We start from the raw sequence: 13,966 nt of genomic DNA on the forward strand, positions 1-13,966 counted from the left end.
CGCGGATAGTCATACTCAGAAATGTACGCGCCATGGCCGGGGCGGGCCTGGGTTCCAGGTCAGCTGCCCGCGAGGAACTCGCGGTAGCGAGCTTCGTGGTGCTCCGCCGGGGTGGGCGAGGCCGTCGGCTCAGGGAGGTCGTCGGGATCGTCGGCGCTGATCGACACGCCCTGGGCCCGACACTGCGCAACCAGGCCGGGATAGCCGTCGTCGGCCCACTGGCCGTACTCGTCGCTCAGGGCTTCGCTGAGGGTGGTGCCCCGGAGGAGGTGGAACTGGCCCTCGGTGTCGAAGCTCACGATGGGTGCCGCGGCGAGCGGAAGGTCGTTCGGACCACGCCAGTAGCCGAACGCCTGGCCCTCGTCCTCGTCCTGGGCGACCCAGGTGATCAGCGTGGCCGTCTGCGCGATCGCCCGGACGTTGGCGGCGATGTCCGGATTCGCGAGGTCCTCGGCGGTCAGGTAGCTGGTGTCCAGCGCCGGCGGCTGCTCGTCGTCATCGAGCAGGCGCAGAGCCTCCGACCAGGGGTTCGAGTTGCCCTCAGCCTGCTGGCGGCGCCAAATGGCGAGATCTTCGGGAACCATCGACATGCCTCTCGTGGTGGTGTGCGACTCCTCGGCGGCGTGCGCCGAGCAGCAGTCTGGCACGGCGTCTGGTCCTGAACCGAAGCGGCACTGGCGATGCCTCCGGTGCCGGCGCTCAGGCGCCGCTGGGCGATCTGGCGCCGATCAGGGCGATGAGGGCCGTCGCCGTGTCCGCGAGCTGCTCCGGGGTGCCGCTGAGCGATCCCTCGATCCAGCCCCGCAGCACGTTGACGCAGCCGCCGACGAGGAAGGCCGCATGGATGTCGTCGGCCGAGCCCAGACCCATGCCGATCCTGCTGCGGTCGAAGATCTCGTCGACCACGTCGCGCAGCGCGTCGGTGAGCCCGGGCTGCGAGGGAAGCTGCGCGATCCGCAGCAGCACGTCCCGCTCGGCCTCGATCCGGATGAGCACCTGCAGGATGCGGCGCCGGAGCTCGTCGGGGGCCAGCGGAGCGGTCATCCGCCCGCCCTCGCCCTCCGGCAGTTCCAGGGCGTCCAGCGTCACCGCTCGGATGATGCCGTGCACGTCGGTGAAGTTCGCGTAGGCGGCCCGACGGCTGTAGCCGGCCCGGGTCGCGATGTCGGAGAGGGTCAGGCGGTCCGCGTCACCGTCGAGCAGCGCAGCGCGGGCGGCGTCGATGATCGCTCGTCGCGTGCGGGCCACGCGGGGGTCTTGGACTGTCATGGTTGCCATGTTACCCTATCGGGCAGTACATTACATATGTAACCTACTGCGCATCATCCACTGACTTGGAGAACCATGAACGACACTGAGGCATTGAACCGGTTACCGGAGGATCACGGCATCACGCCCTCCGAGCACCCGGCCGCCGACGGCCCCGGCCGACGCAAGAAGGCGCTCACCGTTGCCGCCGTGTTGATCGCCGGCTGGATCTTCATCATGGGGATGGTCGTCAGCTACTCCGAGGCGCTCGCGAACCCGACGGTCAACGATGTGCCCATCGCGGTCGCCGGCAACGCCGACGCGATCGTCGGCCTGCTCCAGAACGACTCGCTCGACGTGACGGTCGTCGCTGACGCCGCCGCCGCCCAGGAGCAGGTCCTCGACCGGGACGCCGAGGCGGCCCTCGTGATCCCCGGTGCCGAGGGTGGCGAGGTCACCACCTACGTCGCCACCGGCGCCAGCAGGATGCTGGCCCTCGCCGCAGGCGCGCTCGGCGACCAGGTCGCCGAGCAACTGGGCACCACCAACAGCGTTGTCGACCTCGCGCCGCCCTCGGAGAACAACCCGAACGGGACGTTGGAGTTCTACCTCGTCATCTTCCTCACCCTCGGTGCCTCCTTCGGCGCGACGATCATCGGCCGGGTCCTCGGCCCGATCCGCACGGCGGCGCAGTTCCTCACCCGCGCGGGAATCCTGATCGTCCTGTCCACCGCCCTGGCCGCCGGGGCTGCGTTCTACGCGACCCAGCTCTTCGACGGCATCACCGGCGAGCACGGCTGGGCGTACTTCGGCGCCCTGACGTTCTACTGCCTCGTGGTGAGCGGCGCCGTCACCGGCATCGCCTCCCTCGGCGGCACCATCGTCGGTGGGGTGGTCTCGGCGCTGTTCGTCCTGCTCGGCAACTCCGCGTCCGGCGGCCCGTTCGGCCTACACATGCTGGGCGACTTCTTCCAGGTCGTGCGCTACATCGTCCCGCAGACGTGGGGCCTAGAACTGCTCCGGGACATCGAGTACTTCGACGCGAACGGGATCGGCGGCCCGCTGCTCGCCCTCAGCATCTGGGCCGCGATCGGCGTGGTCGCCGCGCTGTTGGGCATGCTCCGGCACACGCTCCGGAACCGTCCCGGCGCCGCCCACGCGGCCAAGCACGTCTCGGCCGTCGCCGTCGGCGCCGACGCACCCGAGCACAGCGACCGGCGCGCGCCCGCGCACGAGGCGATCACCGCCGTCGGGACCGGTGAGCACCGCGAGCTCGAGAAGGCGCCCGCCGCGGTCTGAGCCGGCCGCGGCGAGCGCGCACGGGCGTCAGGGCGCGTAGCAGCGGACCTCGGCGACGGCGGCCGAAGGGTCGCCGTTCGTCGCGTGCACGACGAGCCGCAGCCGCGTCGCTTGCACCGGCTCGGGCAGGTCGTGCTGGCGCCGGCGGGTCGCGTTCCCGTCGATCGTCAGCACCCGGCGCAACTCGCCATCACCGTCGGCGACCTCGATCGAGTAGGACCTGGCGGCCTGCGGGTCCCGGTACCCGGGCGGGTACCGGTCGTACTCGCGCAGCAGGCTGCCGGCGAAGGTCAACTCGACACGGCCGAGCCGCTGCGGGGTGCCCCAGGCCAGCTCGAGCCACTGGTCCAGAACCTGCGCCGGGTCGGAGCGCCAGAGGTTCGTCGAGCCGTGCGGGCGGGTGACCCCGGTGAGCACCTCGGACGCCGGGTAGGTCGACTGCGGTGGGTCGATCCGGTGCGACAGCGTGATCGCATCGAGGTAGCGGCGCATCCGGCCCGAGCCGATCCGCACTCCCGAGAGGCATCCCGGCACCACCGTGCCGGCACGGTGCCAGGAGATCTGCGGGTCGGCATCGAGGTCGAGGCGCACGTAGCGCACGTCGCCGGCCACCCCCTCCGGCAGGTCCTGCGCGGGCAGGTCCAGCTCCCAGGACACCCAGACACGCTCCCCCGGTGGCACCTCGAGGTCCGTCTTCGCCAGGACCGGCGCGTCGTCGATGCGGTAGTCCCAGATGTGGTCCACGGCCCGCAGCCGGGCGGCGAGCGTGCGGGTCTCGGAGGAGGCGTTCGTCAGACACACCGAGACCGTCCGCAGGCCGGGTGCGTCGGCACCCACCTCGACGGCGATCCATTGGCCACGTACCTCGGCCAGCACGTCGTCGGTGCGCCGGGAGTAGTCGGCGAGCCCGCCGGCCACGCCCACCGACTCCGGTCCGGCCCCGTAGGCGAGGGCGCTGGAGGACGCGCTGACCGTGGCCTGCCGGGCCAGGTCCTCGGCGTCGGTGTTGCGCACGCTCGGTAGGAACGCGCCGTCGCGGAGCAGTCGCTGCTGGATCGCCTCGATCGAGCGGGTGGCGACCTCGTGCACCGGCACGCCGTCACGGATGGCGACGGCGGCCGCGGTGCCCGCGGCCTGGCCCATGATCGCCGTCGTCGCCTGCACCCGGACGGAACCGAGCGCCACATGCGTCGCCGAGACGTTGCGGCCGGCCATCAGCAGGTTCGGGACCTCGAGCGCGATCAGCGACCGGAGCGGGACCCCGAACGGGCCGACGTAGGCGGCGACGGCGGCCGGTGCGGTGGTCTCGTGCCCTTCGGCGGCCGTCGGCTCGCTCGTGGCGGCGAGCAGTCCGCCGGGGGTGTGCAGGTCGATGTTCCAGCCGCCGAAGGCGATCTCGTCCTCGAACGGCTCGGAGCGGGTCAGGTCGCCCTCGGTGAGCAGGTGCTGACCCATGATCCGGCGGCTCTCCCTCTTGCCGGGCACCTGGCCGATCCAGTCCAGGGCGAAGGTACGCGCCCGGTCACGCAGCTGGGGGTCCTTGTTCTTGACCCAATCCCAGACGCCGAGGGCGTGCCGGGTCAGTTCGTGCCGGATCGTCTCCGCGTCGTAGATGGTGTGCCACGGCACCCCGATCTCGATCCACCAGTAGCCGCCCTTGAGCGTCGACGGCTTGCGGCCGCCCTTGTAGAAGAACGCGGCGTCGTCGTAGCTGACGGCCCAGTCCGGGAGCGTGAAGTCCACCGGGTGACCGACGTCCTTGGTCTTGATGTGGATGGAGTTGCCCATCACGTCGTCCGAGGCCTCGAGCGGGGCGTGCGGTTCATCGAACTCGGCTCGCGCCTCGGTGCCCATCCGCCATGGAGCGCCGGCGAGCGCGGCGACCACGCCGTCACCGGTGCAGTCCACGAACACGTCGCCGTGGAAGGTGGTCTCGGTCTCGGCGCTGGCCGTGTAGCCGACGACGGCGGCGATGCTGCCGTCACCGCCGACGCTCACCTCACGCACGGCGGTGTTCAGCCGCAGCTCGAGCCCGGGCGTCCGTTCGACCAGGTCGTACATGGTCAGGTCCCAGACGCTGTTGGTGAAGCCGTTCTCGAAGATCTCCTCGTGGTTGAGCAAGCGTTCCTGCTCGAGCAGGTCCCCGATGATCCCGGTCTCCCTGGCGTAGCCGTGGTAGTTCGCGGAGCCGCGGGGGACCACCCGCACCTCGGAGGAGCTGTTGCCGCCGAGGACCGGGCGGTCCTGGACGAGCACGGTCGAGAGGCCGAGGCGGGCGGCGGCGACGGCGGCGCTGACGCCGGCGAGCCCGCCGCCGCAGACGACGACCTGGAACGTTTCCTGACGGGTGATCACGTGGAGTCCTCAGTTGATGTGGTGGTGGAGGGGCGGACCGGGTTCATCCCTTGAGCCCGGTCGTGGCGATGCCCTGGATGAGCTTGCGTTGGAAGAGCAGGAAGGTGACGAACACCGGCAGCAGGGACAGCAGCGACATCGCGAAGAGCTGACCGTAGGAGGAGTTCCCCATCGCGTTGACGAACATGCGCAGCCCGAGCGGCACCGGGTAAGCGTTGAGGTCACTGAGGTAGATCAGCGGCCCGAGGAAGTCCTCGTAGGTCCAGATGAAGGTGAACACCGCCGTCGTGGCCAGGGCGGGCACGGTGAGCGGGAGCATCACCGAGCGGAACGTGCGCCAGCGCCCGGCGCCGTCGATCTCCGCCGCCTCGTCGAGCTCACGCGGGATGCCCCGCATGAACTGGACCAGCAGGAAGATGAAGAACGCGTCGGTCGCAAGGAACTTCGGCACGATCAGAGGCAGGTAGGTGCCCACCCAGTCGATGGCGGAGAACAGCGCGTACTGCGGGATCAGCGTGACGTGCCCGGGCAGCATCATCGTGCCGAGCATGACCGTGAACCACAGCCCCTTCAGCGGGAACCGGAGCCGGGCGAACGCGTAGGCCGCGAGGGTGCACGCGATCAGGTTGCCGAGCACGGCGCCGACGCAGATGACGAACGAGTTCAGCATGAACTGCCCGAATCCTGGCGGGTTCGCGACCCAGCCGGCGGGGTAGTTCGAGAGGTCGATACCCGAGGGGATCACCGAGGGGCTCGAGAAGATCTCGTTCTCCGGCACCACCGAGCTGCGCGCCATCCACAGCAGCGGGTAGATCGAGACGACGCAGATCAGCACCATCAGCCCGTGCCAGGCGATCGTCCGCAGCGGCGTCGATCGCTTCGTCGGGCGCTTGGCCGGGCGTGCCCGCGCGGCCCTGGCGCCCTGGGGGTCTGCCGTACGGAGGGCGGCCGGCGCTGTCACGACTCGTCCCCGTAGAAGACCCAGCGACGGGCCCCGAGGAAGTTGACGGCCGTGAACACAGCGATGATCGCGACGAGCACCCAGGCCATGGCCGAGGCGTAGCCCATCTCGAACTCCCCGAATCCCTTGATATAGAGGTAGAGCGTGTAGAACAGCGTCGAGTCCACTGGGCCACCCGTGCCGTTGGAGATGATGAACGACGGCGTGAACGCCTGGAAGGCCACGATCGTCTGCATGATCACGTTGAAGAACACCAGCGGTGTCAGCAGCGGCAGCACCACGGAGAAGAAGCGCCGCACGGCACCCGCGCCGTCGACGGTGGCTGCCTCCAGCACCTCCTGCGGGATCTGGCGCAGGCCGGCGAGGAAGATCACCATCGGTGAGCCGAACTGCCAGACCGCCAGCACGATGATCGTCAGCAGCGAGGTGTCGGGCGAGGAGATCCAGCTCGGACCGTCGATGCCGACGAGCGCGAGGATCTGGTTCACCGCGCCCTCTCCCCCGAACAACTGGCGCCACAGCACCGCGATGGCGACGCTCCCGCCGAGCAGCGAGGGCAGGTAGAGCACCGCTCGGTAGAACGACATCCCGCGCACCGCACGGTTCATCAGCAGCGCGAGCCCGAGCGCGACCGCGAGACGCAGCGGCACCGCGGCGAGCACGTAGGTGAACGTGACCCGCAGCGACTGGAGGTAGCGCGGATCGTCGGTGAACATCGTGCGGTAGTTGTCCAGGCCCACCCAGACCGGGTCGTTGAACAGGTCGTACTCCGTGAAGGACAGGTACGCCGAGACGAGCATCGGACCGAGCACCAGGCCGACCAGGCCGATGAACCACGGCAGCAGGAAGAGGTAGCCCGCCCGCGCCTCGCCCCGTTGACGGGGTGAGCGGCGGGGCCGGCCCGCCCGGTCACGGGCCGCGCCGCCGGACGGTGCCCCACCGCCCGGCCGCACCCGCGCCGCGGACCTGCCGGCCGCCGTCGCCTCGGGCGCGGTCTGGTCAGCCTTCAGCGTCGGCGAAGAACGCATCAACGGCCTCATCGATCGTCATCTGACCGAACGCCACCGACTCGGCCAGCTGGCCGAAGAGCGTCCGGGAGTCTGCGAAGCCATCGGGCCAGAGCCGGTTCAGCGGACGCGAGTTCGCCGCGACCAGGTCCATGTACTCGACCGCGGGGCGCTCCTGGTCACTGACCACGTCCACCAGCTGCTCGCGGGCGGCCGCCGTGGGCGGGATACCCAGGGAGACACCGAGGGTCTCGATCGCCTCGGGGTCGTTGACCAGGTGGTCGATCAGATCGGCGGACCCCTGCGGGTTCTGTGACCACGCGGAGATCGACCAGAGACTGGCCGCGTTGATCCACAGGCTCGGGTTCTCGGCGTTGTACGGCGGCAGACCGATGTCGAGTGCCGAATCGGTGACCGACTGGAGCGCGACGTAGTCCTGGGTCCAGGCGAAGCTCGCGGCGGCCCGGCCGGTGGCCAGTGGGCTGCCCGGCAGGTTGCCACTGGCTTCGGCGGTGGCCTCCGCCGGCGGGATGGCGCCGCTCTCGCGCATGTCCGCCCACAGCTGGAACCAGTTGCGAAGGTCGTCGGCGGTGGCGTTGATCGTTCCGTCGTCGTTGTAGAACTCACGCCCGCTGTCGCGCACGTAGAGGATGAACAGGATCATGTCGCCGCTGCCGTCCTGGACCCCCCAGGCCTCGCCGCCGCTGCCGGTGCGCACCTCGTTCGCGAATGCGACGAGGTCGTCCCAGGTCCACTCCCCCTCGGGGGCTGCGATACCCAGTTCACCGAGCAGGTCGGCGTTCGTGACGAAGCCGGTCGCGTTCGTCGCGGCGACCACGCCGAAGGTCTGGTCACCGATCGAACCGAAGTCCCGGATGCCCTCGTCGAGGCCACTCAGGTCGAGGTCGACCTCGGAGAGATCGAGCAGGGCGTCGCGGCCGGCGTAGGTGGGCAGCTGACTGGCCGCCTGCATCACGACGTCGGGGATGTCGCGGCCGGCAACCTGCGTGGCGAGCTTGTCCCAGTACCCGTCCCAGGGCTGCGGCTCGACCGAGACAGCCGGCCCGCCGGCCTCGGTGAACGCGGAGATCGCCTCGTCGAGGGCCTGGTTCTGGTTGTCCTCACCCCACCAGGCGGCGCGGATCGGGGCCGATGGGTCGGCTGCCTCACCGCCACCCGGATCGTCCGGCCCGCCGCCCACCCCGCACGCGGCGAGCGTGAGGGCGGCGCAGGTGGTGAGGGCGATCAGCGGAGCGTGGCGGTGCGTGCGCCGAGTGGATTTCACGGTTTCTCCTAGGGCCTGGCTTCGGTGACAAGCAGTACAACGTTAGACGAGTGTGGCACGGAAGCGGATGGCCCTGTCAAGGCGCACTTGCACCGGTTCGCATGACAAGCAGCGCCATGGATACGCGTATAGGGTCTCCGGTATGTCAGATCCGATATACCCACAGCCGGGCCAGCCGCGGCAGCGCTCCATCGGCATCAAAGACGTGGCTGCTGCGGCCGGCGTCTCATGGAAGACGGTCACGAATGTCATCCACGGCCGCCCGAACGTGGGACCGGCGACGAGGCGACGCGTCGAGCAGGCGATCAAGGACCTGGGCTACCGGGCCAACCTGGCCGGACGTCAGCTCCGGCACGGCCGCACGGGCCTGCTGACCGTCTCCGTCCCCGACCTGGCGACCCCGTACTACGCGGACCTGGCCCGGTCGATCGTGCAGCGCGCACGCGAGGACGACTACACGGTGCTCATCGACGAGACCGGGCACTCCATCGCACGGGAGACGGCAGCCGCGCGCGGGTACGCGGTGCGCTTCACCGACGGCGTCATGCTGAGCCCGTCGCGCCTGACCGGCGCCGAGATCGGCGCCCTGCGCAGCGACACCCCGGTGGTCCTGCTCGGCGAACAGCCCGAGTCGGGTGGCCTGGACCACGTCAGCATCGACAACGGGGCCTCCGCCCGTGAGGCCACCCGGCACATGCTCACGCTCGGCAGACGCCGCCTCGCGTTTCTCGGCGCCGAGATCGGGCCGAGCCACCGGCGCGCCTCGTCGCTGCGCATCGGGGGGATCCAGCAGGCACTGGCCACCGAGCAGGACCGGCAAGAGCTCACTCTGATCGAGACCAGCGAGTTCAGCCGGTCCGAAGGATTCGCCCGGACGCGGCTGGCATTCGAGTCGGGTCCCACGCCCGATGCTCTGCTGTGCGCGACCGACCTGCTCGCCGTCGGCGCCCTGCACGCGCTCGCCTCCCTCGGGCTGCGCGTGCCCGACGACGTCGCGGTGCTCGGCTGGGACAACGCCCCGGAGGGCGAGTACTCATGGCCGCCGCTGACGACGATCGCGCCGGACATGGGCGACTTCGCCACCCAGTCGCTGAACCTGCTCATCGCTCGTATCGCAGAGCCGGAGACGCCACCGCGTCGGGCCCTGGTGAAGCACCGCCTGGTCGTGCGCTCGAGCACGCTCGGCCGAGCCGCCACGTTCAACCCGGCCGTGCCATATCAGATCAGATATGAGGAGCCGAGCCCAGCGATGCTGATTCGCAAGGCCCGCGCGCGGGCCGGCATGACCCAGGCGGCACTGGCCACGGCCGCCGGCACCTCCCAGGCGATGATCGCGCGGTACGAGGCGGATGCGGTGAGCCCGACGGTCCCGTCGTTGCGCCGGATCCTGCGGGCGCTCGGCAGCGACCTGCACCTGGATGCCACCCCGACGGCCGACTGAGTACCGCCCGGCAACGCCGTCGAGGCCATAATCGCCGTCGACATGGTCGTCCTAGTAGTTCGGCCGGCCCCGCGGGTCGTCGTACCGGCGGCCGTGCGGACCCTGGTAGCCACCGCGCGGCCGGTCGTCGCGGCCGTACCGGTCGCGGTCTCCGCGTAGCCGGTCGTCGTACTCCTCGTGATAGCGGCGCTCGTCCTGGCGGCGACGGTCGCGATGGTCGGCGCCACCGCCAAGACGGTAGGGCTCGGTCCGGTAGCCGGAGCCGCGCTGGTAGCGCCCGCCACCGGGCGACCGCTCCCGACGGCGGCCGTAGGGCTCGTCCTCGAACCCCCGATCCCTGCGCGGGTCATCCTCGAACCCCCGCCCCCTGCGCGGGTCGTCGTCGAACTGCCGCCCCCGGGGTCGCTCCTCGACGCGGGGCGCCTCGACGTTCATCCGGGCCTGGCGATCCTGTTCGAGGCGCTGTTGCTCCTGCACCTCCCGGGCGCGGCGCTCCTCCTGCTCGCGCCGCTGCGGCTCCCGTGCCGCAAGAGCCCGGTCCTGCACCCTCTGGAACTCGGCACGGACCTGGGCGTAAGCCTCTCGGACGCCCGCCTCCACCCCAGGGATCGCACTGGTGAACTGGGACTCCGAGCGCTGGGACATGTCCATCCCCATCAGGATGTCGTCGAGCGACACCCTCGACTGCGCGGGCTGGAGCAGGCTGCGCGAGGGTGCGATCTGAAGCCCCGCAAGCAGTCGGCCGAGCCGGCCCGGGGCCTCCCGGACCGCTGCCCGGAACACCTCGCCTCCGTCTCCGAGCTGGAGGGCGTACTGCTCGATCAGGGTGGCGATCGTCTGCCCGCCACGGTGGCTCTCGTTGCGTAGCTCCAGCATCCGGCTCGCGACGGAGGCGAACCGCATGTCAGGGGCGATCTCGATCGAGACATCACCCTCACGGCCCATCCTGGCCACCATGGCGGGCCAGTCCGGGTCGATCTGGGCGGCCATGTAGGGCAGCCCGTGCTGCTGCTCGAGCGTCAGATAGAGATTGGTGGAGGTCGGTGACTGGTGCGGGCCGACCGGCCGAACGGGCAGTGCCAGGGTCCGTTCGGGCAGCGATGTCAGCCGGCGTCAGGCCTCGACGGCATGGGTCTCCTCGTGCGTCGTCGTCCAGAACCGGGCAGTGACCACGAGCCCGAGCACCAGCAGCACCGAGGTCAGCAGAAAGGGCCAGCTACGGTCCATCCCGGACAGCCAGCCGCTGATCCATCCGAAGGGGGCGGTGGCGAGCATCACCGTGGTGCGTTGGATGGCCATCACGCGGGATCGTTCGTTGCGATCCACATGGAGCGCCACCAGCGACTCCGACAGCATGAACAGGATCCCGGCGCCGAAGGCGTCAAGCAGGAGGCAGACGGCGAGCATGAGGTAGGTCGACGCGGTGGCGGCCCCGTCCGGGGCGGGGATACTCACGAGCAGCAGCTGCCCGGCGAGGTACACGGAGAAGCCGATGAGGGTCGGTACCTTCAGCGCGCTGGCATGCGTGAGCCGCGGAATGATCGTGAAGAAGAACAGCACGGACAGGAGCGAGCGAACCATGGGGAAGAACGGCAGGAGCGCGTCGGGCACGCCGAGACGCTGGTTGACCACGACCTGCCAGAAGACGCCGTTCACCAGGGCGACGGCGGCCACGAGCGCCGCGATCACCAAGGAGAATATGGTGCCCTTCGAGCGGACGATCAAGCCGAGCACCGTGCGGTACTCCCAGAGCGACGTCCAGATGCTGATCCCGCGCGTCTGCTCCATCCGGACCAGCCCGGTCGCCGTCTCGGTCGTGTAGCGGTACAGGAGCCAGACCTTCACCGAGATGATGACGAACGCGTTGAGGTAGAGGATCCGCACCGCGAGTTCCAGGCCGAGGTTCGAGACGAGCAGGGCGGCTATAGGCGCGAAGAGTGCCGAGAACTCGCCCGCCACCTTGACCAGCGAGTAGACCTTGGGGATCTCGGACCGGTCGACATCCTCCACGAGCAGGCAGTCCCACGAGTTCTGGGTGACCTGCCAGACACCGTTGATGACGGACGCGATCAGGAACCACCAGAAGTCCTGAGCGAACGCCCAGATCAGGCAAGGGATCGCCCAGGCGATGATGTCGAACAGCGCCGTGGTTCGGCGACGTCCGAGCTTGTCCGTGATCACACCGCTGAGCAGCCCGAAGACCACCTGCGAGAGTATCGAGATGGTGGCCAGCAGCCCGATCTGGGCGTCGTTCACGCCCAGGGCCAGCATGAACACAGAGGCGTAGGGCAGCACCAGCATCATCGACAGGCCCCACAGGGGCTCGGTGTAGACGGCCGCGCGACCGTTGCCTCGGAGGTTGAGGAGGGTGGCGATCATCGGGTTGCGGGGGCGCTGCACCGCAGGAGTCAACCGCTTCGCCCCTGGATTGTCCATTCCCGCGAGGTCCCCGCGCGGGCGCGCGCGCCTGCCGCGCGATCGGACCCGCCCGCGGAAGGCAAGGGCATCTCGACGGCGAGTCAGACCGGCCGGTAGGCCGCGACGATCAGGCGTGCGGTGTTCTCGGCGTGGCGGCGAAGTTCGGCACGGGTGGGGATGGCGTCATCGCCGAGCAGCATCGCGCGGTTGACCGGACCGGACATGATGAGCCAGTTGAACTGCTCCGCGGCCAGTCGAGGATCGTCGACGTGCAGCAGCCCGCCGGCGCTCAGTTTCGCGAAGACGTCCGTCATCGAGTCCAGCGCACGCTGGGGGCCGTGGTCGTAGAGAGCCTTGGCGAGTTCCGGGAAGCGGCCGGCCTCGCCGATGACGAGCCGACGGACCTGCACCACCTGGGGGGTCAGCACCGCGGTCAACTGCCGGAAGGCATAGTCGCGGAGGTAGTCGGTGATCCGTTCGGCGTCCTGGACGTCCGGGCTGACGTCGTGCACGCCGTCGCCTGCTCGCACGGTCATGGACGTGACGATCTCGACGAAGAGGGCCTCCTTGCTGCCGAAGTGCTTGTAGACCGTCTGCTTCGAGACCTTCGACGCGGTGGCGATCTCGTCCATGTTGGTGCCGAGGTAGCCGTCGCGGAGGAAGGCCTCCTGTGCGGCGGCGAGCATCGCCGCTCGACGCTGCGCGGCGCGGCTCGTCGGCCCGCGCTCTTCGGTATCGGCCATCTGGGTCTCCTCGGAAGTACTTGACCTGACAGTACTGCACGGTCTAGTTTCACCGAACAAGTACTGTACGGTCCAGTTCTATGGAGGAATGATGTCAAGCCCTATCGACACCACGTTCACCGGTCCGCTCAGCAGGGACGAGCAGACCCCCGGCGCATGGACGATCGTGGTCATGCCCGGCTCGGGCGAGTACTTCGGCACCCGCAGACCGGTGAAGGTCCGCGGCGAACTGGACGGGCATCCGTTCGCCGCCACCCTGTTGCCCATGGGCGACGGCACCCACATGGTCCCCGTCAAGGCCGCCCTGCGGGAGCCTCTCGGCAAGACCGACGGAGACCCCGTGACGGTCCATCTCACCGAGCGGGTCGGCTGACCATGTCCATGACCCTCACCAGCGCCGCCAACGACCTGGTCGCGTTCGACAAGCGCGGCGACGGCCCGGCCATCGTGTTCGTGGCCGGCGCGGGTCCGTTCCGAGCGATCGACCCCTGGACGACCGAGACAGCGGAGCGCGCCGCCGCCGCGGGCCTCATCACTATCGTCTACGACCGCCTCGGGCGCGGGGAGTCAGTGGCGACCGGAATGCTCGACCTCGATCGTGAGCTCGCGGCGATCGCGGCACTGATCGATGAGGCCGGGGGCAGCGCCGTGCTCTGCGGCCACTCCTCCGGGTGCACGATCGCGCTCGCCGCCGCCGTCCAGGGACTCCCGGTCGACGGACTGATGCTCTGGGAGGCACCGATCGGCGGGCAGACGGGCGGCGCCGTGCCCTGGACCGAGGAGGTGCTGCGCCGCATCGACAGCGGCGACCTCGAGGGTGCCCTCACGCACTACATGAAGGACATGCCCCCTGAGTGGCTCGCGGATGCCAGACGATCGCCGATGTGGGAGGCGATGGTCGCGGGCGTCGTGAGCTACGTCGCGGACGCGCAGTCGCTCGCCTGGATCGAGTCCGAGCCGCTCCGGGAACTCCTCGACGGCATCCGGGTGCCGGTGGAGTACCTGACCGGAACGCACACCTTCCCGATGATGCTCGACGCGGCGCGCGCCGTCGTCGCGGCCATCCCCGGGGCGACGCACCGGTCGGTTCCAGGCAAGGATCACGCCTGGGAGCCGGCGGCGATGGCGGCCGAGGTGGTGCGCTTCGTGACCCGGCGAAGCAGTTGAGACGACCCATCCCAGCCACGTGACGGCTGGGGTACTTGACCC

At 69.8% G+C, this 13,966-nt stretch carries 13 protein-coding genes; 4 read left to right on the forward strand and 9 right to left on the reverse strand.

Going from position 1 to position 13,966, the window contains the following annotated elements; all coding sequences use genetic code 11:
• Positions 1-59: 59 nt before the first annotated feature.
• Positions 60-584 carry a hypothetical protein gene (locus HALOF300_RS06030; RefSeq protein ID WP_156740044.1) on the reverse strand — a complete coding sequence of 175 codons (525 nt, stop codon included), beginning with the start codon at positions 582-584 and terminating at the stop codon, positions 60-62.
• Between the two features lie 115 nt (positions 585-699).
• On the reverse strand, positions 700-1,269 hold the full coding sequence (locus HALOF300_RS06035) for a TetR-like C-terminal domain-containing protein (protein ID WP_197522349.1): 570 nt from the start codon (positions 1,267-1,269) through the stop codon (positions 700-702).
• 75 nt (positions 1,270-1,344) lie between these two features.
• Between HALOF300_RS06035 and HALOF300_RS06040 the strand changes: the two genes are divergently transcribed.
• Positions 1,345-2,547, forward strand: coding sequence for an ABC transporter permease (locus HALOF300_RS06040; RefSeq protein ID WP_156740046.1), 1,203 nt, complete (start codon positions 1,345-1,347; stop codon positions 2,545-2,547).
• 27 nt (positions 2,548-2,574) lie between these two features.
• On the opposite strand, the gene HALOF300_RS06045 is transcribed toward HALOF300_RS06040, so the two are convergent.
• Genes HALOF300_RS06045 through HALOF300_RS06060 form a run of 4 tightly spaced genes read right to left on the reverse strand, consistent with a single transcriptional unit; the run spans position 2,575 to position 8,155 of the window.
• Positions 2,575-4,902 (reverse strand): FAD-dependent oxidoreductase, encoded by a 2,328-nt coding sequence (locus tag HALOF300_RS06045; protein WP_156740047.1) that lies wholly within the window; start codon positions 4,900-4,902, stop codon positions 2,575-2,577.
• Positions 4,903-4,945: 43 nt separating this feature from the next.
• The gene (locus tag HALOF300_RS06050; RefSeq protein ID WP_231955092.1) at positions 4,946-5,863 is read right to left on the reverse strand and encodes a carbohydrate ABC transporter permease; all 918 of its coding nucleotides are present in this window, start codon (positions 5,861-5,863) and stop codon (positions 4,946-4,948) included.
• A complete protein-coding gene (locus tag HALOF300_RS06055) occupies positions 5,860-6,891 on the reverse strand; it encodes a carbohydrate ABC transporter permease (protein ID WP_156740048.1) in 1,032 nt (343 codons plus the stop codon). Before HALOF300_RS06055 ends, HALOF300_RS06050 begins: the two co-directional genes overlap by 4 nt.
• Entirely contained in the window at positions 6,863-8,155 is a 1,293-nt protein-coding gene (locus HALOF300_RS06060; protein WP_156740049.1) for an ABC transporter substrate-binding protein, read from the reverse strand. The genes HALOF300_RS06055 and HALOF300_RS06060 overlap by 29 nt, the downstream gene beginning before the upstream one ends.
• 142 nt (positions 8,156-8,297) lie before the next feature.
• Between HALOF300_RS06060 and HALOF300_RS06065 the strand changes: the two genes are divergently transcribed.
• Positions 8,298-9,596, forward strand: coding sequence for a substrate-binding domain-containing protein (locus HALOF300_RS06065; protein ID WP_197522350.1), 1,299 nt, complete (start codon positions 8,298-8,300; stop codon positions 9,594-9,596).
• Between the two features lie 51 nt (positions 9,597-9,647).
• On the opposite strand, the gene HALOF300_RS06070 is transcribed toward HALOF300_RS06065, so the two are convergent.
• The 3 genes from HALOF300_RS06070 to HALOF300_RS06080 all read right to left on the reverse strand — a co-directional run bounded on the left by HALOF300_RS06070 (position 9,648) and on the right by HALOF300_RS06080 (position 12,757).
• A complete protein-coding gene (locus HALOF300_RS06070; protein ID WP_156740051.1) occupies positions 9,648-10,586 on the reverse strand; it encodes a hypothetical protein in 939 nt (312 codons plus the stop codon).
• A 123-nt stretch (positions 10,587-10,709) separates the two neighbouring features.
• Complete coding sequence (locus tag HALOF300_RS06075; protein WP_156740052.1) at positions 10,710-11,996, reverse strand: MFS transporter; 1,287 nt, start codon at positions 11,994-11,996, stop codon at positions 10,710-10,712.
• Between the two features lie 119 nt (positions 11,997-12,115).
• A complete protein-coding gene (locus HALOF300_RS06080; protein WP_156740053.1) occupies positions 12,116-12,757 on the reverse strand; it encodes a TetR/AcrR family transcriptional regulator in 642 nt (213 codons plus the stop codon).
• Between the two features lie 91 nt (positions 12,758-12,848).
• Between HALOF300_RS06080 and HALOF300_RS06085 the strand changes: the two genes are divergently transcribed.
• A complete protein-coding gene (locus HALOF300_RS06085) occupies positions 12,849-13,130 on the forward strand; it encodes a DUF1905 domain-containing protein (RefSeq protein WP_156740054.1) in 282 nt (93 codons plus the stop codon).
• Between the two features lie 8 nt (positions 13,131-13,138).
• Complete coding sequence (locus HALOF300_RS06090; protein WP_231955094.1) at positions 13,139-13,924, forward strand: alpha/beta fold hydrolase; 786 nt, start codon at positions 13,139-13,141, stop codon at positions 13,922-13,924.
• The last annotated feature ends 42 nt before the right edge of the window (positions 13,925-13,966 follow it).

It is taken from the genome of Occultella aeris, from assembly GCF_902703175.1.
GTDB classification, from domain to species: domain Bacteria; phylum Actinomycetota; class Actinomycetes; order Actinomycetales; family Beutenbergiaceae; genus Occultella; species Occultella aeris.